The sequence below is a fragment of the Halorubrum ejinorense genome (genome assembly GCF_039522565.1).
Classification (GTDB): domain Archaea; phylum Halobacteriota; class Halobacteria; order Halobacteriales; family Haloferacaceae; genus Halorubrum; species Halorubrum ejinorense.
This window is the reverse complement of sequence record NZ_BAAADQ010000016.1, coordinates 283,877-301,121: the sequence shown is the minus strand read 5'-3', so window position 1 is coordinate 301,121 and position 17,245 is coordinate 283,877. Positions and strand designations below refer to the sequence as shown.

General features: G+C 69.1%; 17 protein-coding genes. 11 read left to right on the top strand and 6 right to left on the bottom strand.

Features of this window, described 5'->3' with window-relative positions:
- Positions 1-116: 116 nt before the first annotated feature.
- Positions 117-1,046 (top strand): 1,4-dihydroxy-2-naphthoate polyprenyltransferase, encoded by a 930-nt coding sequence (locus tag ABDZ89_RS16940; protein WP_343780989.1) that lies wholly within the window; start codon positions 117-119, stop codon positions 1,044-1,046.
- Between the two features lie 35 nt (positions 1,047-1,081).
- Positions 1,082-2,185, top strand: a complete 1,104-nt coding sequence (locus tag ABDZ89_RS16935; RefSeq protein ID WP_343780986.1) for an enolase C-terminal domain-like protein — start codon at positions 1,082-1,084, stop codon at positions 2,183-2,185.
- 23 nt (positions 2,186-2,208) lie between these two features.
- Here the strand turns inward: ABDZ89_RS16935 and ABDZ89_RS16930 are convergent, their stop codons facing one another.
- Complete coding sequence (locus ABDZ89_RS16930) at positions 2,209-2,634, bottom strand: halocyanin domain-containing protein (RefSeq protein ID WP_343780984.1); 426 nt, start codon at positions 2,632-2,634, stop codon at positions 2,209-2,211.
- Between the two features lie 120 nt (positions 2,635-2,754).
- On the opposite strand from ABDZ89_RS16930, the gene ABDZ89_RS16925 reads away from it, so the two are divergent.
- Entirely contained in the window at positions 2,755-3,207 is a 453-nt protein-coding gene (locus ABDZ89_RS16925; protein WP_343780981.1) for a DUF5799 family protein, read from the top strand.
- Positions 3,208-3,235: 28 nt separating this feature from the next.
- Here ABDZ89_RS16925 and ABDZ89_RS16920 read toward each other — a convergent pair whose 3' ends face one another.
- On the bottom strand, positions 3,236-3,385 hold the full coding sequence (locus ABDZ89_RS16920; protein WP_343780979.1) for a DUF7557 family protein: 150 nt from the start codon (positions 3,383-3,385) through the stop codon (positions 3,236-3,238).
- Positions 3,386-3,470: 85 nt separating this feature from the next.
- A complete protein-coding gene (locus ABDZ89_RS16915) occupies positions 3,471-5,594 on the bottom strand; it encodes a hypothetical protein (protein ID WP_343780977.1) in 2,124 nt (707 codons plus the stop codon).
- Between the two features lie 145 nt (positions 5,595-5,739).
- On the opposite strand from ABDZ89_RS16915, the gene ABDZ89_RS16910 reads away from it, so the two are divergent.
- On the top strand, positions 5,740-6,813 hold the full coding sequence (locus ABDZ89_RS16910) for a phosphotransferase family protein (protein ID WP_343780974.1): 1,074 nt from the start codon (positions 5,740-5,742) through the stop codon (positions 6,811-6,813).
- Positions 6,814-6,877: 64 nt separating this feature from the next.
- On the opposite strand, the gene ABDZ89_RS16905 is transcribed toward ABDZ89_RS16910, so the two are convergent.
- Positions 6,878-7,675 carry an aldo/keto reductase gene (locus ABDZ89_RS16905; protein ID WP_343780971.1) on the bottom strand — a complete coding sequence of 266 codons (798 nt, stop codon included), beginning with the start codon at positions 7,673-7,675 and terminating at the stop codon, positions 6,878-6,880.
- A 90-nt stretch (positions 7,676-7,765) separates the two neighbouring features.
- Between ABDZ89_RS16905 and ABDZ89_RS16900 the strand changes: the two genes are divergently transcribed.
- Positions 7,766-8,683 (top strand): transcriptional regulator TbsP domain-containing protein, encoded by a 918-nt coding sequence (locus tag ABDZ89_RS16900; RefSeq protein WP_343780968.1) that lies wholly within the window; start codon positions 7,766-7,768, stop codon positions 8,681-8,683.
- A 71-nt stretch (positions 8,684-8,754) separates the two neighbouring features.
- Here ABDZ89_RS16900 and ABDZ89_RS16895 read toward each other — a convergent pair whose 3' ends face one another.
- On the bottom strand, positions 8,755-10,275 hold the full coding sequence (locus ABDZ89_RS16895; RefSeq protein ID WP_343780966.1) for an aldehyde dehydrogenase family protein: 1,521 nt from the start codon (positions 10,273-10,275) through the stop codon (positions 8,755-8,757).
- Between the two features lie 87 nt (positions 10,276-10,362).
- Between ABDZ89_RS16895 and ABDZ89_RS16890 the strand changes: the two genes are divergently transcribed.
- Complete coding sequence (locus ABDZ89_RS16890) at positions 10,363-11,100, top strand: helix-turn-helix domain-containing protein (protein ID WP_343780963.1); 738 nt, start codon at positions 10,363-10,365, stop codon at positions 11,098-11,100.
- Between the two features lie 42 nt (positions 11,101-11,142).
- On the opposite strand, the gene ABDZ89_RS16885 is transcribed toward ABDZ89_RS16890, so the two are convergent.
- Positions 11,143-12,009 carry a proline dehydrogenase family protein gene (locus ABDZ89_RS16885; protein ID WP_343780961.1) on the bottom strand — a complete coding sequence of 289 codons (867 nt, stop codon included), beginning with the start codon at positions 12,007-12,009 and terminating at the stop codon, positions 11,143-11,145.
- Positions 12,010-12,188: 179 nt separating this feature from the next.
- On the opposite strand from ABDZ89_RS16885, the gene ABDZ89_RS16880 reads away from it, so the two are divergent.
- The 5 genes from ABDZ89_RS16880 to ABDZ89_RS16860 are packed head-to-tail and all read left to right on the top strand — an operon-like array spanning position 12,189 to position 17,221.
- The gene (locus ABDZ89_RS16880) at positions 12,189-13,505 is read left to right on the top strand and encodes an ABC transporter substrate-binding protein (RefSeq protein WP_343780959.1); all 1,317 of its coding nucleotides are present in this window, start codon (positions 12,189-12,191) and stop codon (positions 13,503-13,505) included.
- Between the two features lie 9 nt (positions 13,506-13,514).
- Positions 13,515-14,474, top strand: coding sequence for a branched-chain amino acid ABC transporter permease (locus tag ABDZ89_RS16875; protein ID WP_343780956.1), 960 nt, complete (start codon positions 13,515-13,517; stop codon positions 14,472-14,474).
- Entirely contained in the window at positions 14,471-15,685 is a 1,215-nt protein-coding gene (locus tag ABDZ89_RS16870) for a branched-chain amino acid ABC transporter permease (RefSeq protein ID WP_343780953.1), read from the top strand. Before ABDZ89_RS16875 ends, ABDZ89_RS16870 begins: the two co-directional genes overlap by 4 nt.
- Positions 15,678-16,460 (top strand): ABC transporter ATP-binding protein, encoded by a 783-nt coding sequence (locus ABDZ89_RS16865; protein ID WP_343780950.1) that lies wholly within the window; start codon positions 15,678-15,680, stop codon positions 16,458-16,460. Before ABDZ89_RS16870 ends, ABDZ89_RS16865 begins: the two co-directional genes overlap by 8 nt.
- On the top strand, positions 16,457-17,221 hold the full coding sequence (locus ABDZ89_RS16860; RefSeq protein WP_343780947.1) for an ABC transporter ATP-binding protein: 765 nt from the start codon (positions 16,457-16,459) through the stop codon (positions 17,219-17,221). Before ABDZ89_RS16865 ends, ABDZ89_RS16860 begins: the two co-directional genes overlap by 4 nt.
- The last annotated feature ends 24 nt before the right edge of the window (positions 17,222-17,245 follow it).

Here is a 17,245-nt window from a genome sequence, read left to right as displayed (position 1 = left end):
AGGCGGTTGGATTCGGACATAGAGCATTCGAAATACCAACCGCCTCGTTCTTAACTTAACATCGCCATCCGTCCGCGATGGCAAGGTTAAGGGACGCCACGCACCAATCGACGGCAATGAGTACCGAGGTGACCCGTCGGCGGGCGTGGGTGATCGCCGCTCGTCCCCAGACGCTCCCCGCCGCGGCCGCGCCGGTGATCGTCGGGGTCGGACTCGCGATCGACGCCGGCGTGTTCGCCCCGCTGCCCGCGCTGGCGGCGCTCGTCGGCGCGGCGCTGATCCAGGTCGGCACGAACTTCGCGAACGACTACTACGACGCCATTCAGGGGGCCGACACGGACGACCGGCAGGGGTTCACCCGGGTCGTCGCCAGCGGCCTCATCGAACCGGCCGAGGTGAAGCGGGCGATGTGGCTCACCTTCGCGGCCGCGATCGGGGTCGGCACCTATCTCGTCGCGGTCGGCGGCGTCCCGATACTCGTGATCGGGCTCGCCTCCGTCGCGGCCGGGATCGCGTACACCGGCGGCCCCTATCCCCTCGGCTACCACGGGCTCGGCGACGTCTTCGTCTTCGTCTTCTTCGGCGTGATCGCCGTGACCGGGACCTACTACGTTCAGGCCGCGGCGCTCCTCTCCGGCTGGTTCCCGGTGGGCGTCCCGGCGGGGACCGTCACGATCGCGGCGGCGGTCGCCAGCCTCCCGATCGCCGCGCTCTCGACGAACATCCTCGTCGTCAACAACCTCCGCGACCGCGAGGAGGACGCCTCGACCGGAAAGCGCACGCTGGCCGTCCGCTTCGGATACCGGTTCGCCCGCGCCGAGTACCTCGCGATGCTCGCGGTCGCGTACCTCGCCCCGCTGTGGTTCGTCGCGCGCGGCGGCGGCCTCGCGACGCTCCTCCCGCTCGTCACCCTGCCGCTGGCGGCGGCCGTCGCGCGAACGGTGCTGACCGAGACGTCCGGCGAGGCGCTCAACCCCGCGCTCGAATCGACCGGGAAACTGCTCGCGGCGTACGCCGTCGCGTTCGCAGTCGGACTCGCGGTGTGAGCGGAGACCGACGCACAGGAGAGACCTCTCACGCCATGCGACACCGCTCGTTCGCGCTCGACCTGACTCGCCCGCTCGGCACCGCCAACGGCGAGATCCGTCGCCGGGAGGGGTTCGTGATCACCGTCGGCTCAGAGCGAGACGACTCGACCGCGGTCGGCCTCGGCGAGGCGACGCCGCTCCCCGGGTGGACCGAGTCGTACGAGGCCTGCGAGACGGCCTTGGACGGCCTCGACGAACTCGACGAAGGCGGCGGTCGCGACGAGGGACACTCGCGCGAGTCGCTCACGGCCGGCCTCGACGCCGAGTCGACCCCGGCGGCCCGCCACGGCGTCGCGCTCGCGGTCGCCGACGCCGCGGCTCGCGACGCGGACCGGTCGCTCGCGTCGCACGTCGCCGAGGAAGCCGGAATCGACGCGGACCCCGCCGCCGCGGTCCCGGTCAACGCGACGATCGGCGACGGAACTCCGAGCGAGGCCGCCGCGGAGGCCGAACGCGCCGTCGCCGCGGGGTTCGACTGTCTCAAGCTGAAGGTCGGCGCCCGCGAGGTCAACGAAGACGTCGAGCGCGTCCGCGCCGTCCGCGAGGCGGTCGGTGAGGGGGTCGCGCTCCGGGCCGACGCGAACGGCGCGTGGGACCGGGAGACCGCGCGTCGCGCGCTCGACGCGTTGGCGCCGTTCGACCTCGCGTACGTCGAGCAGCCGCTTCCGGCGGACGACGTCGACGGGTTGGCGGCGCTCCGCGCCGACGGGCGCGATCCGGGCGTCCCGGTCGCGGCCGACGAGTCGGTCGGTCGTCACGGGATCGAGGCGGTGGTGGACGCGGACGCCGCCGACGCGGTGATTCTCAAGCCGATGGCGCTCGGGGGGCCCGACCGGGCGCTGGCGGCCGCCCTGCGGGCGTGGTCGGCCGGCGTCGACCCGGTCGTCACGACCACCATCGACGCGGTCGTCGCGCGGACCGCCGCCGTCCACGTCGCGGCCGCGGTCCCGGACGTGTCGCCCTGCGGGCTCGCCACCGGGTCGCTGCTCGACGAGGACTTGGCCCCCGATCCGTGCCCGGTCACGGACGGGGCCGTCCGCGTTCCGACGGGGCCGGGGCTCGCCGGCGGCGCGTTCGACGAACTGCGGCGACCGTGAGGCCGCGGGGGTAGTGCCGGGGGTCAGTCGTCGCCGGAGACGACCTCGACGCTGCCTCGCATTCCGCGGGTCTGGTGGGGCGTACAGACGTATTCGACCGTTCTCGGTCTCTCGAAGGTGTGCTCGAAGGTGTGGCCCTCGGCGGCGACGAGCTCCGAGACGAACGACTCGTCGGCGGCGTACACGTTATGGCCGCCGCCCTTTCCGGTCCACTCCCACACGACGGTCGTTCCGGCGTCGATCCGGACGTGTGCCGGCGCGAACGAGAACCCGCCGTCCGCGCCGACGGCGACCGAGACGGTCGCCTCGCCGGTCCGGTCGGCGCGCTCGTCCTCGCTCGTCGCCGCCTCGCCTCCGCCGCCGGGAAGCACCGCGCCGGCGCAGCCAGCGAGCGCGGCGACGGTCGCGGAGCCCGCGGCGAGGAGGGCGCGGCGGCTGCTGTCGGTCATGGTCGGATAGAGGCGCTCCGTCGTCTAAACCCCTCCGTGTCGCGCTCCGCTGAGCCGGTCGCGAGCGGGCGGTCACCGCGGGGGGACGGACTTTTCACTGCGACCGTCGAACGGGAGCGCATGAGCGAGTGGACCGACGCCATCGTCGGCGAGCGAATGACCGTCGACAACCAGTTCAACGAGCGCGTCGCGGCGTCGCGCTTCTCCAGCCAGGAGTGGGGACTGATCATGACGGCGACCGAGTTCGAGATCGAGAACGCCGACGACCCCGAGGCCGCTCGCGTGGTGGCGGACACGTCGAGCCTCCCGGCGATCATGCCCGAACTGGAGAACCTCCGGTCGCAGATGGGTGCGATGGGCGGCGCCCCCGGCGGCGGCGGGAACGAGGGCTCCGGCGACGGGCTCGTCGACTCGATCAAGGGCGCGCTCGGACTCGGGGGCGGTAGCGACGGTCCCTCGGACGAGGAGATGGAGGCGGCGGAGCGGCTCGTTCAGGAGTACGCCGACGAGCTACAGGCCCACCTCGAAGAGGTCGGCAAGTGGGACCAGGTCCGCGTCGCGTATCAAGAGTAGCGAAGCGGTCCCGCGGGCGACGGCCGGGTTACTCCAAGTCGCCGCCGCGGAACAGCGTCAGCTCCTCGGCCTCGTAGATGTTGATGAGTTCGGTCACGATCGCGTCGTACTCCTCGTCGTCGACCCGGAGCGCGTCGAGCCGTTCGACCGTCTCCTCGTCGAGGTGGATCTGCGGCATGCGTGGCGGTTCGTGGTCGGGAGGTAAAAACGTCGGCGGGTGCGGTGACGGAGTTCGACTCGACGGCACCGGTCCAGACTCACTGTCAGAATCGAGATTCGTCGCCGGATTCCGACACCGCCCCTTCGGAGAGGGACCGTTCGGCGAACTTCGCCACGTCTTCGTCGGTGAGGTCGTCGCTCCAGAAGACGAGGTCGTCGGAGAACCGTAGAACTGGGGCCTTCTCGTCGTGAATAGCGCGAATCCCGGAACTGTCAACCTGCCCCACTTCGCGTTCCGGAGCGCCCACGAGAGATTTTTTCGAGTCGAGAGGGTCAATAATAAGACCGATCTCTCTCCCCAGACGGAATTCGGTCGTAAGATACGACCTGAGCAGGACTCGAAACGAGTCAGAGCCGGCGACACGAAACGAGTACAGTTGAGGCACGTTCCCTCGATCGGTCGCGATGCCCGTGGCCGGATCACCGACGAAGCGGGCGTCTACGTCGTCCTCGCCGAAGGCCAAACTCACCGCGAGAGCGATCGGAGAACCTTTCGCCAGCAACGCGACGAACTCCGCGATCGAGGTCGAGCGGGGGGCACCACCGAGAGCGACGCTGCTCGTGCTACCCCGATCGACGGCGGAGAGGGAGGCCGAGAGGTTTCGGTCGTTCTCGAAGACGGACAGGGTAGGTCCGCTCGGGCCGCTCTCGGCGGAGATCCTTGCGGTGTCGACCGATCCGTCGGTTGTATCGATGCGTCCCTCCGTCACAGGCAGCCCACAGAAGACGATGTCGAGAGTGCTGTCCGACAGCACTTCCGTGACCGCCTCGCGGTCCGGTCTCTGATGTACCGACCACGACTCGACCCCGGCTGGCGCCGCAGAGTCCGGCAGCGACTCTCGGACGGAGCGAGCTCGCTCCGCGTCCGCAAGGAGGAACGCCACCGTGACCTCGCCGTGTTCTGCCACCTCCCCGTCCAGTCGATTCTCGTACGCCGCGGGAGTCATGAGCGACGTCCCGGAGGAGACGGATGCCGCGTCGCGGGGTGGAACCACATCACCGGGCGAACCGAACTTCGACGGGCCGATGGGCACCTGCGGGGACGTCGCGAGCGCAACGGGAGCGTCAGGTGCGAGCGGATCTGACTCCCCACGGACTCGGACGGGTGCGAGGACGTGCGCGAGATGCGGGAGCAACTCTGCCGCTTCGGGAGCAGGCCGCAGAACGGCTTCGGTCGCCCAGACCGGGGCATACGGCGCGACGGTTTCCGCGCCGACTTCGAGATACTCCATCAGTCGCTCACTCATCGACTTTTCCGCGAGGTTCGGTGGATAAAACGGGAGCTTGCCGCCGATCTGGTCGTATTCGTACCGGTCCGACGGGACGTATCCCTCTGTCCGTGCGAGCGTGTCGAGGAAGAACCACGTCCGGAGCAGCTCCTCGACTCGTCGTTCGAGCGCCGGCCCCTCGGTCGGGAGTCGCTCCTCGTACCCGTTCTCCAAGCGGATCGCGGGCGCGTCTCCCACGGTCATCCGTGCGCCGAGGTAGTACGACAGCGTCGAGAGGCGGTACACGTCGGCGTACGTCGGTCGCACGACGACCTCGACGCCGGTATCGGGAACGGTCAGGGGGCTCGGGACGTCAAGCGAATCGCCACGCTCGATCCGTGGCGGATACCCGCGAAGGGTCGGCCACGACCGTTCGGGGGAGAACTCCTTGATCGACGACCCCAACACCGACACCGCTTCCGTCAGTGCTGCCGGATCGTCGGGGACCGTTATCGTCGCCTCGGGCCGCGTGTGGAACGACCGACCGCCGACCGTCACCGTCGTCGTGCGATCGAGGGCGAGTTCGACGGGGTCTGACCCGACGGCCCCGGTAGCCGATATGCTCACGTCGGCCACTCGGACGAGCGTCTTGACACTACCGTTGATCTCGATATAGTACGAACCGCGCGGGAACTCTGCGGCTTCGTCTAGCCGCGAAAGAAAGTCGCCGTCAGCGTCTCGAACGAAAACCGAGGCGTACTCCGGAACGGCGATACTCTCGGCCTCGAAGCTGACCGCGTCGTCCACCGGGAACGGAAACAGCTCCGGGAGCGCCGGCGAGAGCGTCGGCTCGCGGTCCGCGGTCATGCGGAGCCGCTGGCCCTCGATGACGTCGTGGACGGTGAGGGTCTCGCCTTCGACTTCGAAGGCGACACGTCCGTCAGGTGACTCGTCTTCCACTGGACTACTCCTGATCCGCCGACGCACATGAGGATGTCGATTTCGGCCGATTTCTTCGTTTCTGGCGCCTGTAACTCACATTTAGGTGAACGCTTCGAGCGGCACTGACAACAATCTTAACATGACTCGGTCCGGACAAAATAACATGGACGGCGCCGACTCGGGGGTGATTGAGCGGGCCCTCTCCGAAGCCTTCCCGGACCGGGAACCGAGGCGGTTGACGGAGGTCGGCCCCTCGTGGAACGGCGCCAACGAGACGGTCGGCGTCGTCTTCGCCGACGGCGGCCGGGCGTTCCTCAAGGTCGCGCTGGCCGACGAGAGCCGTCGGATCGCTCGGGAGTGTGCCGTGCTCCTGTACCTCCGAGCGAACGGGCCGCTGTCGGTCCCGACGGTGTTGGCGGCCGACCCCGACGGCGACCCCCCCTACCTCGCGACGGCGCCGGCGCCCGGCCGCGGACTGCTCGACGTGTACGAGGCGGCGGGCGACCCGGAGCGCGAGCGCCTGCTCGGCCGCGTCGGCGCCGCGCTCGCCGCGCTCCACGCCGACCGGTTCTGGAGCCACGGCGAGATCGTTGGGGCGGGAGGCGAGAGGGGAACGTCCGCGGACGGTGACGCGGACGACCGCGGATCGCAGTCGGTCGGGCTCGCGGTCGAGCCCGCGTCGTGGACGGACGTCCTCCTCGCGACGATCGAGCGGACCCGCGAGATCGGAACGACGGAGCGGCTCGCGGACCACTACGACATCGTCGTCGACTGCGTTCGGGAGAACCGCGCCGCGCTCGACGGCGCGCCGGCCGCGTTGGTTCACGGCGACGTCACCAAGCCGAACCTCTTCGTGACGAGCGAGCGGGAGGCGGCCGGTGCGGCCGAAACGCGGGGTCCGGTCGGGGCTCGCGACACGGGCGTCGCGCCCATCGACTGGGAGCTGTCCCACGTCGGCGATCCGGCGCGAGACCTCGTGCGAGCCGAGGACCAACTGCTCAACGGCTTCGACTCGACGGGAGATGAGCGGTTCGCCGCGGCCCTCCGCGAGGGCTACCGCGAGCGGGCCGGGTCGCTTCCGACCGGCTTCGAACGGCGCCGCCCGGTGTACGAGGTCGTCAGGATGCTCGGCCGGTCGGGCTTCATCGACCAGTGGGCGACGTATCTCGACGAGCCCGTCGACGCCCTAGCCGAGCGCGCGGGCGCGGAACTCCGGCGGCGTCTCGACGCGGTCTGAGGTTGAGTCGGAGGCGGCCGCGACGACCCGGGGCGACTCGGTGATCCGATTCCGCGCGGCCGGCTCAGCGGTTCCAGGCCGCGTCGTCGGGGTCGATCTGACGGTCGCCGGGCTCGAGCGCGTCGAGCGCGTCGAGGTCCGACGCCGGCAGATCGAGGTCGATCGCACGAAGGTTCTCCCGCACGTGGTCGCCTCGCGCCTTCGGGATGGGAACGATCCCGCGGTCGAGCGCCCACGCGAGCGCGACGACCGCGGGCGAGGCGTCGTTGCGCTCGGCGATCGCCGCGACCTCCGGGTCGTCGAGGATTTCGCCGCGGCCGAGCGGCGAGTAACCGACGAGGCGGTGGTCGAACGAATCGGCGAGTTCGCGCAGTTCCGACTGCCGGAACCGCGGGTGACACTCGACCTGATGGGCCGCGATCGGCGCCTCGAGGATCTCGCGCGCCTCGCGCAGCAGGTCGGGGGTAAAATTCGAGACGCCGACGTGGTCCGTGAGGCCGGCGTCGCGGAGTTCGTCGAAGACGGGCAGGGTCCGTTCCGCGTCGTACGCTCGGATCGGCCAGTGGACGTACAGGAGGTCGACGCGGTCGAGCCCGAGCCGGTCTAAGCTCGCCCGCGCCGTCTCGCGGACGTCCTCGGGCGCGAGGTTCTCGGGGTGGACCTTCGTGGCGACGACGACCTCGTCGCGGTCGACGTCGCTCTCGGCGAGACCCGCGCCGACGGCCGCCTCGTTGTCGTACATCTGTGCGGTGTCGACGTGGCGGTAGCCGGCCTCCAGCGCCGCGACGACGGTTTCGGTACACGTCTCGGGGTCGTCGAGCCCGGAGGTTCCGAGTCCGATCGAGAGGTCGAGTGGTGGCACGCTCAGGGGTTCCGAGCGCGGCGGCAAAAAGGCGCGCGAGCCGGAAAGCCGTCCCGCACACTTACCCCGTCGCGCTCGTAGGATCGCCCGATGCCGACCGGCCCCGCTTTCCCCCTGCTCCCGGAGCCGCTCCCGCTTGAGCAGTTCTCCGGCCCCCTGTTGGTCGACCCGGGGCCGCGACTGCTCGGAGCCGTCGTCGAGGCGTACCGCGAGGCCGCGCCGACGCTCGTGGCCCCGACCGTGTCGGACCTCGCGAGCGGCGACGGCGAGGCCGCGCCGTCCCCGGACCTCCCGACGCTCTCGGTATTCGCCGGTGAGAGCGCGATCGACGCCGCGACCGAGGGATTCCGGTCCGCGGCGCGGCTCGCGGCGCTGCTCGACGCCGGCGTCGTGGACCTCCGAGTTATCGACGCGCCACAGCCGAACCCGGTGCTGGCGGGAGTCCGGACCGGGTTCGCACTGGTCGAAGGAAAAGTGAACGACAAGGCCGGGACGGCCGGGTGGTACCGCGTCGGCGACGACGGATCGCTCCGCGAGCGGTACGCATCGCGGTTCGCGGACGCCGAGCCGTACCGCCTCCGAACGCCGAGTCGCCGGCGGGTGTACGAGGGGTTCGCGACGCGCTGTGACGAGTCGGTCGCCGCGGCGGTGGTGCGGACGCTCGACGCGCCGGCGGCCGCGGCGTCCGGAGGCGACGACGCGGCGCATTCGACGGGGGGCGGCGACGGTCCCGGGCCCGAGAGCACCCGCATCCGCGCCTACGCGGCCGGGGCCCGCGAGGGCGTCCTCGACCGGACGCTCCGGCGGGCCTGCGAGGACGCGGGACTGGGGAGTCCGTCCACGTTCACGCGGGTGAAACGGCTCCTGCGCGAGGCGGAGCTGATCGAGACGGTGTCGGAGTCACAGCCCGTGGGGCGGCCGCGGGACCGGCTCGCGGCCCGCGGGGCGCTCGCGGCCGCAGAGACGCCGGCGGAGACCGTCGCGGCCGTTCGCGGTGTCGGAGACTGAAAGGGAGAAAACCGGAGGGGGAACCGAAGCGACAGAAGCGCTCGGCCGTCGGCTCGGTGCGAGCGAGCGCCTCAGTCGTCCGTCGTCTTGATGTCCGCGGAGAGGCCCTGCGCCATCTCGATATCCTTGGAGTTGTTCAGCGTCCACGCGGTGCGGTCGGTGACCGCCTCGATCGCTTCCCGGGCCGAGGGGTAGCCGTTGCCGGACTTCTTCACGCCGCCGAAGGGCAACTGAACCTCGGCGCCGATACACGGGAGGTTCCCGTACGCGAGCCCCAACTCGGCGCGGTCGCGGTAGTAGTTTATCTGCCGGTAGTCCTCCGAGATCACCGCGCCGGCGAGCCCGTAGTCCACGTCGTTCTGGATCTCCACGGCGCGCTCGATGCCGCCCTCGTACTCCAGGAGGGCGACGTGCGGACCGAACACTTCCTCGTGGGTACACCGCAGGTCGGCGTCGGGGTCCGCCTCGTAGACGAACGGTCCGATCCAGTGACCGCCCTCGTGGCCGTCGGGGATCTCCTCGGGGGCGAGTTCGGTCCGGTCGACGAGGACGTTCACGTCCTCCTCGCGGGCCAGTTCGTTGTACTCGGTCACCTTCTCGAGGTGCTCGTCCTCGATGAGCGGCCCCATGAACGTGTCCTCGTCGAGCGGGTCGCCGACCGCGACCGACTCCGCGACCTCGACGAACCGCTCTTTGAACTCGTCGTACACGTCGGTGTGGACGATCAGGCGCTCGGCGGAGACGCAGCGCTGGCCCGTCGTCTTGAACGAGGACATCACCGCGGAGTGGACCGCGACGTCGAGGTCGGCCTCCTCGGTGACCACGACGGCGTTCTTCCCGCCCATCTCGCAGGCGGCGCGCTTGCCGGCGACGCCGCCGAGTTTGTCCTGAATGAGGTGGCCGACCTCGGCCGACCCGGTGAAGATGACCGTCTCGACGTCGTCGTTTTCGACGATCGCGTTCCCGGTGTCGCCGAACCCTTGGACCATGTTGAACACGCCGTCCGGGATGCCCGCGTCGTCGAACATCTCCGCGACGATCTGCGCGCACCACGGGGTCTGTTCCGCGGGCTTGAACACGACGGTGTTGCCCTCGACCAGCGCGATGGCCATGTGCCAGTAGGGGATGGCGACCGGGAAGTTCCACGGCGTGATACAGCCGGTGACGCCGCGTGGCTTCCGTCGCATGTACGCGTCCTTCGAGGGGATCTCCGAGGGGACGATGTCGCCTTTCGGGTGGCGGGCGTCGCCCGCGGCCCACTCGACCATGTGCGCGGCCTCGACGACGTCGGCTTTGCCCTCAGAGATCTCCTTGCCGCACTCCTTGCTGACGATCTCGCCGAGCTCGTCGGTGCGCTCGCGGAGCTCGTGGTACACGTCCCAGAGATACTCCGCGCGCTGGATCCGCGAGAGCTCGCGCCACTCTTCGAACGCCTCGTCCGCGGCGTCGACCGCGCGGTCGACGTCGCCGGGGGTCCCCTGCTGAAACTCGCCAAGCGTCTCTCCCGTGGCGGGATTCTCGCTTTCGAAGGTCTCCGAGCCCTCGCCCGAGACCCACTCGCCGTCGATGTAGTGGTTGTAGGCGTCTGCCATAATCGTCGTTTCCGTGCGGACGGCCAAATAACCCACCCGACCATGGTCGGAAGTGTTTTTGTGGCACGGTACCAAATGTGAAGTCTCATGGCGATCTCAGACGCGAATTCGGAGGGGGAGTGGTCGGGCACTCGGCTGACGCTGGACCTGTGGCATCCGAACTGCTGGGCGATAGAGGCGACCGAGCGCACGAGCGGGGGCGTGTTGGCTCACGCGATCTACAACACCCCGAAGACGGACGGCGACGCGCCGAACTCGGTCAACGGGCTGTTCACCGCGTTCGCGGACACGAACGAGGAAGTCGAGGCGCTGCTGGACGCGATCCGCGAGTCGGACCGCGCGGGCGAGCTGTTGGAGCTGAAAGAGCGGTTCGGCCGCGCCCGGGACACGCCCGGCAACGTCGTCCGCGAGTTCTTCTTGGAGTACGACCCGGCTGACATGGTGTGCCCGACGCTGTTAGAACACGGCTTCGTCCACAGCGCGCCGGTCAAGATCGAGGACGGTCGCGAGGAGTGGCAGGTGTGTTTCGTCGGCGAACGGACGGAGATCCGCGACTCGCTCGACGCGGTCCAGGCCGACGCCGGCGCCGAGGTCTCCGTCGAGTCCATGTCCTCGACCGGGTACGCCGGACGGACCGCCCGCGGCCAGCGGCTCGACACGCTGACGCCGACCCAACGCGACGTGTACGAACACGCCCGGGAGGCGGGCTACTACGAGTGGCCCCGTGAGGCGTCGACGCGCGAGCTCGCCGAGGCGATGGACGTCTCGAAGACCACGCTGCTCGAACACCTCCGGAAGGCCGAATCGAAGCTGCTGGACCCGTGACCGCCAGGAGCGGCCCGCTCACGCTCGCGAGCGAACGCCGGCTCAGTTGCCGATGATGGCTCGCAGCGCGAACAGCGCGTTCGACTTGCGCTCCCGGATCCGGCGGTAGAAGTAGGAGAACCACTTGGAGCCGTACGGGATGTACTGGTAGACTTCCACGTCGTCTTCGGCGGCGAGGTCGAACTGCGCCGACTCGCGGACGCCGGTCAGCATCTGGACCTCGTAGGGCGTCCCGTGTTCCGCGTGGAGCTCCGCGGCGTAGTCGATCATCGCCGGGTCGTGGCTCCCGACGCCGATCCCGCCGTCGAACGCCTCGAACATGTACGCGAGGCAGTCGCGGTACGACTCGTCGACGCGGGCCTTCTCCTTGTACGACAGCTCGGCCGGCTCGTCGTACGCGCCCTTGACCAGCCGGACCTTCCCCGGAAGTTCGGCGAGCCGCTCGAGGTCGTCGCGCGTCCGCTTGAGGTTCGCCTGGACGCAGACGCCGACGTTGCCGTCGGTCTCGACGGTGTGACGCTCGAACGCGTCGAGCGTGACGTCCGTGGTCTCGTGGTCTTCCATGTCGATCCAGACGAACGTGTCCGCGTCGTCGGGCGCGCCCTCCGCGGTCCCGTTCGCCGCCGCGACGATCCGCGCGAGGTTCTCCTCGAAGACGGCGTCGCCGATGTCGAGGCCGATCTGGCTCGACTTCACCGAGACGCAGGCGTCGACGTCGCGCTCGGCTATCTGCTCGACGAGGTCGACGTACGCGTCGGCGTCGGCGTCGGCGGGCGGTCGTTCCTCGTAGTGTTCGCCCAAGAGGTTCAGGATGCCGGCCACGCCGCGGTCGTTGAGCGTCTCGACGTGAGCGAGCGCCGCCTCAGGCGTCTCCCCGGCGACGAAGTTGCTCGCGATCGGCGGTATCACGATCCCACTGCGGGCCGGAACGGATATATATGGGCACCCGACCAATTAGTTTGAGCTACTCTCTTTGAAATAAACACGCCGGTGAAATATTGCCGCGTTCGCCCCGGATCGACCCGGAATCCGACCATGGACGGGTCGGGATTGAGATACTCTGATAGGCTGGACTCTACCGAACGCATATGTCACGAGATACCATGGACGACGCGGACCGGAGAAGGCTGCTGAAACTGACCGGCGGAGCGGGCGTGATCGCCCTCTCAGGCTGCCTCAGTACGACTGACGACGGCGGAGACGGAGGCGATGGAAGCGACGGAAGCGACGGAAGCGACGGGAGCGACGGAGACGACGGCAGCGACGGCGGCGACGGGGGAGACTCGTCCGGCCCGTACGAGATCGGGATGGTCGACTCCCAGACCGGGTCGCTGTCGGCGTTCGGCGAGCGGAACCAGCGCGGCGTCAACCTCGCGCTGAGCCGCGTCAACGAGGTCGGGATCGGCGGCCGGGAACTCGACATCGTCGTAGAGGACTCCGAAAGCGAGAACCAGGGCGGGATCGCCGCCGCACAGAAGCTGGTCAATCAGGACGGCGTGCCGTTCCTCATCGGCGCGGTCGGCTCCGGCGTCTCGCTCGCGATCTACGAGAGCGTCGTCGAGGGGACCGACGTCGTCCAGCTGAGCCAGAACTCCACCGGACTCAACCTCACGAACTTCCCCGGACTGCTCCGGATGTCGCCGTCCGGGCGCAGCCAGTCGCTCGCGCTGTCGAACATCATCACCGACGACGGCTACGACGAGGTCGCGATCACCTACGTCAACAACGACTACGGGCAGAGCCTCACCGACGCGTTCGTGAACGCGTACGACGGTGAAGTTGTCTACAACAGCCCGCACGACCAGGAACAGCAGTCGTACTCCGGCGTCATCTCGGAGATGAACAGCTCCGGCGCGGAGGCGTGGCTGTTCATCACCTACCAGGCGGAGTTCGCGACGATGGTCAACGAGGTGTTCTCGTCGGGTTACGAGGCGCAGTTCTACGGCGCCGACTCCGTCTCCGGCGACAACGTCCTCGAGAACACCCCCGAGGGGAGCATGGACGGGATGAAGATCGTCACCCCCTCCGCGCCGGTCGAGGAGGAGAACTACCAGTCGTTCGCCGAGGACTTTGAGGCCGAGTACGGCCAGCAGCCGACCTCGTGGGCGGCGTACGCGTACGACTGCGTGATCAACGCCGCGCTCGCGATTCAGGCCGCGGACGAGTTCACCGGCGCGGCGCTCCAGGACACCGTCCGGCGCGTCTCCGGCCCCGACGGCGAGGCGGTGACCTCCTTCGAGGCCGCAAGCCAGATCCTCGCGGACGGGGGCGGCCCGGACGACGTCGACTACCAGGGAGTCAGCGGTCCCATCGACTTCAACGAGGACGGCGACCCGGTCGGGTTCCTTCAGGTCTTAGAGGTTCAAGACCACGCGTACGAAGGCATCGACTTCATCGAAGGCTAATCACCTCCGATGACCGTTCTCGGATACCTGGCTGACGGGCTGGTCTTCAGCAGTATCATCGTCCTCGGGAGCATCGGGCTGTCGCTCGTGTACAGCATCGCGGACTTCGCGAACTTCGCCCACGGCGACACGATGACCATCGGCGCGTACTCCGCGCTCGTGACCTTCGGGGCCGTCGGCGGACTGGGCGGCGCGGTGTTGGGGCTCCCGTACGGCTTCTTCGTCGCGCTCGTCGTCGGGATCGCCGTCGCGGCGGTCGTCGCGGTCGGGACCGAGAAGCTCATCTACGAGCCGCTCGACATCGACTCGATCGGCCTGCTGATCACGTCTATCGGGATCGCCTTCATCTACCGGTCGGTGATCCAGATCCGGTTCGGCTCCGACTTCACCCGGTTCGACATCCAGCCGCTGCGACCGATCGAGGCGCTGCTCCCGTACGGGATCCGGGTGACGCTCCACGACGTCGCGATCGTCGCCTCGGCGGCCGTCCTCGTCGTCGGCCTCCACGTCCTCCTCCAGTACACCGACCTCGGTCGAAAGATGCGGGCGATGGCCGACAACCCGGACCTCGCTCGCATCAGCGGCATCCGAACCCGGCGGGTCACGCTGTGGACGTGGGTCATCGGCGCCGGCCTCGCCGGAGCGGGCGGCGTGTTCCTCGGCCTGTTCAACCAGCTCTCGCCGCGGATGGGCTTTAACCTCCTCCTCGTGATCTTCGCGGCGGTGATCCTCGGCGGGATCGGCTCCGTCTACGGCGCGATGGCGGGCGGCTTCCTCATCGGCATGATAAACCAACTGACGCCGTTCTTCTCGAACGTGGTCGAAGCGATCCCGATCTGGCCCGGGTGGCTCGCGGCGGTCATTCGCGGCCTGATCAGCATCGAGTACGCGAACGCCATCGCGTTCCTGATCATGGTCGTCGTGCTGCTGGTCCGGCCTAACGGGATCGCCGGGGAGAGTGCGTCATGAGCCTGCTCGACGCACCGAAGGAGGCAGTCTCCGAGCTGACCCGGCCCGAGGGGTGGGTCCTCGGCGTCAGCGTCGCGTTCATGCTGTTCCTGTTCGTCGCGCTGCTCACCGGCGCGCTCGGCCCGTCGTACTTCCTGTTCCTCGTCGGGCTTGCCGGGATGTACGCGCTGCTGTCGTTCGGCCTCAACGCCCAGTGGGGGTACACCGGGCTGATCAACTTCAGCGTCGCCGCGTTCTTCGGCATCGGCGCGTACGGCTCGGCGCTGATCACCGCGAGCGGCTCGCCGGTCGGCGACCTGCTCGACGGCGTCCCCCTCGTCGACTCGGTGCTCGGTCTCCCGATCGTCGGGCTCGTCGTCGGGCTCGCCGTCGCCTTCGTGTTGGCGGTCCTGATCGGGATCCCGACGCTCCGGCTCCGGGCCGACTACCTCGCTATCGCCTCGCTCGGACTAGCGGAGGTCGTCCGCCTGGTCGTGCTCAACGAGCGCTGGCTGACGAACGGCAGCGCCGGCGTCCGCGGGATCCCCGGCTTCTTCCAGGGATGGCCCGTGCTGTCGACCTTTCCGGAAGCGATGCCGGGACTGCGGCTGGTGGTGATCCCCGGCTCGCCGATACTCCTCGAGACGGCGTTCTGGCAGGCGTTGTTGAACGTCCTGTTGGTCCTCGGGTTCGTGGGGGCGTCGTACTTCGTCCTCCGGCGCGCCCACCGCTCCCCGTGGGGGAGGGTGCTGCGGACGATCCGGTCCGACGAGGACCTCGCGCGGGCGCTGGGGAAGAACACCTACTCGTTCAAGATGCAGTCGTTCGTCCTCGGCAGCCTGATCATGGCGCTCGCGGGCGTGTTCTACACGCACCTCAACCTCTACGTCGGGCCGGGCGATCTGGACCCCATCACGACGTTCTACGCGTGGGTCGCCGTGATCTTAGGCGGCAGCGGCTCCAACCGCGGGGCGCTGTTCGGCGGCATCGTCATCGTCACGATCCGCGAGGGGACGCGCTTCCTCAACGACGTGGCGCTCCCGATCGACCCCGCGCCGCTGCGCCTGCTGTTGATCGGCGTCGTGATCGTCGCCGTCATGCGCTACCGGCCGCAGGGAGTGCTCCCGCCGCAGCGGGAGCTCATCTGGCCGAGCGCGGTCGACGGGGGCGGCGCGCCGGAGACGCCGGACAGCGGCGTCCGCGAGCGGAAGGGGGGTGGCGGCGATGAGTGACGCCGCCGCCGAGAACGTCGTCCTCAGCGTCGACGACCTCCAGAAGTCGTTCGGCGGGCTCACCGCGACCGACCACGCGACCTTCGACGTCGAGCGCGGGACGATCACCGGCCTCATCGGGCCGAACGGGGCCGGCAAGTCGACCATCTTCAACCTCATCTCCGGCTTCTACGAGCCGGACGGCGGGACCGTCGAGGTGAACGGGACCGACGTGACCGGCATGGAGCCGTACGAGGTCGCCGAGCGCGGGCTCGTCAGGACGTTCCAGACCCCCCGGAAGCTGGAGGGGATGACGGTGCGCGAGGCGATGTTGGTGGGGCCGCGGAACCAGCCCGGCGAGTCGTTCGTCCGCCTGTTCACCTCGCCGGGGACGGTCGCCGAGAGCGAGTCGAGAAACCTCGCCGACGCGGAGCGGATACTGGAGGACTTCGAGATCGACCACCTCGCGGAACAGCCCGCGACGGACATCTCCGGCGGGCAGATGAAGCTCGTCGAGCTCGCGCGAGCGATGCTCGCCGAGCCCGAAGTGCTCCTCTTAGACGAGCCGGTCGCGGGGGTGAACCCGACGCTCGCGAAGAAACTCAAGTCCCAGATTCGGCGGCTCAACGACCGCGGAACGACGTTCCTGCTCATCGAACACGACATGGAGTTCGTGATGGACCTGGCGGACCCGATCGTCGTCTTAGATCAGGGGAGCGTCCTGACCGAGGGGACGCCGCACTCGGTCCGCAACGACCAGCGCGTCATCGACGCGTACCTCGGAGGCGGCGCATGAGCGACGGTATGACAGACGACGCAACCGGGGCCGCGGACGGGCCTCACGGCGGAACCGATCCCGTGCTCTCGCTGTCGGGCGTCGACAGCGGCTACGGGGAGGTACAGGTGCTCGACGACTGCTCGGTCCGGCTCGACCCCGGCGAGATCGTCTGCCTGGTCGGCCCGAACGGCGCCGGCAAGTCGACGGTCCTCAAGACCGCGTTCGGCATGCTGTCGCCGTGGACGGGGACCGTCGAGTACCACGGCCGCGACATCGGCGGGATGGCGCCCGAAGAGATCGTCCGCGAGGGGATCGGCTACGTCCCCCAGACCGACAACGTGTTCGGCTCGCTGACGATAGAGGAGAACCTCCGGATGGGCGGCGTCGCCCGCGAGGGCGGGCTCGACGAGGTGATCGCCGAGCTGTACGACCGCTTCCCGATCGTCGACGAGAAGCGGAACGCGAAGGCGCGAACGCTCTCGGGCGGACAGCGTCAGGTGTTGGCGTTCGCGCGGGCCCTCGTGATGGAGCCGGACGTGCTGCTCATCGACGAGCCGTCCGCGGGGCTCGCGCCGAACACCGCTGACGACGTGTTCGAGGACGTTCAGGCCGTCAACGACATGGACACGGCGATCCTGATGGTCGAGCAGAACGTGACGAAGGGGCTCGGCATCTCCGACCGAGGGTACGTGCTCGACCAAGGCACGGTCCGATTCGAGGGGGCGCCCGAGGAACTCCTCGCGGACGACGAGGTCTCGCAGCTGTACCTCGGGGGATGACCCCGTCGCCGTCGCGGGCCCTCC

What these genes read in the sequence shown, in the direction of transcription:
- ABDZ89_RS16940 (WP_343780989.1), top strand. Translation starts at nt 117, where the DNA reads ATGAGTACCGAGGTGACCCGTCGGCGGGCGTGGGTGATCGCCGCTCGT.
- ABDZ89_RS16935 (WP_343780986.1), top strand. Translation starts at nt 1,082, where the DNA reads ATGCGACACCGCTCGTTCGCGCTCGACCTGACTCGCCCGCTCGGCACC.
- ABDZ89_RS16930 (WP_343780984.1), bottom strand. Translation starts at nt 2,634, where the DNA reads ATGACCGACAGCAGCCGCCGCGCCCTCCTCGCCGCGGGCTCCGCGACC.
- ABDZ89_RS16925 (WP_343780981.1), top strand. Translation starts at nt 2,755, where the DNA reads ATGAGCGAGTGGACCGACGCCATCGTCGGCGAGCGAATGACCGTCGAC.
- ABDZ89_RS16920 (WP_343780979.1), bottom strand. Translation starts at nt 3,385, where the DNA reads ATGCCGCAGATCCACCTCGACGAGGAGACGGTCGAACGGCTCGACGCG.
- ABDZ89_RS16910 (WP_343780974.1), top strand. Translation starts at nt 5,740, where the DNA reads ATGGACGGCGCCGACTCGGGGGTGATTGAGCGGGCCCTCTCCGAAGCC.
- ABDZ89_RS16900 (WP_343780968.1), top strand. Translation starts at nt 7,766, where the DNA reads ATGCCGACCGGCCCCGCTTTCCCCCTGCTCCCGGAGCCGCTCCCGCTT.
- ABDZ89_RS16895 (WP_343780966.1), bottom strand. Translation starts at nt 10,275, where the DNA reads ATGGCAGACGCCTACAACCACTACATCGACGGCGAGTGGGTCTCGGGC.
- ABDZ89_RS16890 (WP_343780963.1), top strand. Translation starts at nt 10,363, where the DNA reads ATGGCGATCTCAGACGCGAATTCGGAGGGGGAGTGGTCGGGCACTCGG.
- ABDZ89_RS16880 (WP_343780959.1), top strand. Translation starts at nt 12,189, where the DNA reads ATGTCACGAGATACCATGGACGACGCGGACCGGAGAAGGCTGCTGAAA.
- ABDZ89_RS16875 (WP_343780956.1), top strand. Translation starts at nt 13,515, where the DNA reads ATGACCGTTCTCGGATACCTGGCTGACGGGCTGGTCTTCAGCAGTATC.
- ABDZ89_RS16870 (WP_343780953.1), top strand. Translation starts at nt 14,471, where the DNA reads ATGAGCCTGCTCGACGCACCGAAGGAGGCAGTCTCCGAGCTGACCCGG.
- ABDZ89_RS16865 (WP_343780950.1), top strand. Translation starts at nt 15,678, where the DNA reads ATGAGTGACGCCGCCGCCGAGAACGTCGTCCTCAGCGTCGACGACCTC.
- ABDZ89_RS16860 (WP_343780947.1), top strand. Translation starts at nt 16,457, where the DNA reads ATGAGCGACGGTATGACAGACGACGCAACCGGGGCCGCGGACGGGCCT.